The sequence below is a fragment of the Burkholderia sp. E168m23 genome, assembly GCF_016586125.1.
Lineage (GTDB): Bacteria > Pseudomonadota > Gammaproteobacteria > Burkholderiales > Burkholderiaceae > Burkholderia > Burkholderia orbicola.
This window is the reverse complement of the sequence record NZ_BCPP01001296.1, coordinates 1-1,506: the sequence shown is the minus strand read 5'-3', so window position 1 is coordinate 1,506 and position 1,506 is coordinate 1. Positions and strand designations below refer to the sequence as shown.

The window sequence follows — 1,506 nt, the reverse complement described above, 5'->3', positions numbered from 1 at the left end:
CGCGATTTTTTTCTCTGCCTGCATTTTCACGCCCTCGTCTTCAGTCCGTTGAACATGCAAAAAGCATTGCGCGGCGACGATTTCGCAGCAATCTTGATTCTTTCAATCAATATCAACCGCCCCGTCCAGACAGGCTGGCGTCAGGGTTTTCCTGAGTTCGCGGCTGCGCTGTTCGCGCGCCGGCACGGCATCGCGCATGGCAGAGGACATGATCGGAATCGGTCGATCATCCGGTCGCTCAATGCCGCGCGGACATGTTGATCGAACCAATCAATATTGACCTGCGCCGACTGCGCTTCGTAGGCTGTGTTCCGTTATCCGAACCAAGGACGAGACCATGCCTGACAACAATCGCACCCAGCTGCTGGTTGCGCGACGCGTTCCCGCCGCGGTGGCCGCGCGTGCGGCGGCCGAATTCAACGCCTATGTAACCGACGCCGACATGGACGCGCCGTCCGTCGTCGAGTTCTGCAACCGCTACGAGACGCCGGCGGTGCTGATCGGCAAGAAATCGGGGCTGCAGGCCGAGCACATCGCAGCATTGCCGCCGAGCGTGAAGATCATCGCGAACGCGAGCGCCGGGTACGACCACATGGATGTCGCTGCCGCACGCGCACGCGGAATTGCGGTCAGCAACGCCCCCGATGCGCTGACCGACTGCACGGCCGATTTCACGATGCTGCTGGTGCTGGCCGCGTGCCGGCGTGCATCGGAGTACGAGCGTATCGTGCGCGCGGGGTGGGGAAAGTCGTTCGGCATGACCGACATGCTCGGCACGCGCGTGAACGGCAAGACGCTCGGAATCGTCGGTTTCGGGCGGATCGGCCGTGCGGTCGCGCAGCGCGCTCGCGGCTTCGGGATGAAGATCGTCTATACCGACCGGCGTCCCGCGCCGCCCGAGATCGAGGCCGGTGCACGCTATTGCGCGGATCTCGACACGCTGCTCCCGCAGTGCGACATCCTCACGCTGCACGTGCCCGGCGGCGGCACGCCGTTGATGACCCGCCGCGAATTCGGCTTGCTGTGCGCCGGTGCGGTATTCGTGAATGCGGCACGCGGCAGTCTCGTCGACGAGGATGCGCTTTACGATGCGTTGACGTCGCATCGGCTGTTCGCCGCAGGGCTCGACGTTTACCGGAACGAACCCAACATCGATCCGCGCATTGCCGCGCTCGACAATGTGTTTCTGTCGCCGCACATGGCGAGCGCAACCGTCGAGACGCGCGACCAGATGGGGTTTACCGCGCTCGACAACGTCGCGGCGGTGCTTGACGGGAAGGGGCGCCGAACGCGCTGTGATGACGGCGGGCGCGAGCGCTCGCCCATGCCGGGGTGTCCGATGACGGAACCCCCGGCTTCAACCGCGTCGTTACTTCAACACCCCCTCCGCCACCAGCACCTCATGCGCGGCCTTGAACGCGATGAGACGATGCGGAATACCCGAATAGGCGGTCGCATGCAGCAGGGTCGCTTTTATTACGTCCAGGGGAGTGACGACGGACGCCC

1 protein-coding gene and 1 pseudogene are annotated in these 1,506 nt (G+C 64.1%); both read left to right on the top strand.

Annotated elements, in window-relative coordinates; translation table 11 throughout:
• Window positions 1–261, top strand: a 261-nt coding sequence (locus JMF90_RS36705; protein ID WP_201326308.1) for a hypothetical protein, incomplete at its 5' end; no start/stop codon positions are given.
• 76 nt (window positions 262–337) lie between these two features.
• Window positions 338–1,299, top strand: a pseudogene (locus JMF90_RS36700) (2-hydroxyacid dehydrogenase).
• Window positions 1,300–1,506: the final 207 nt, after the last annotated feature.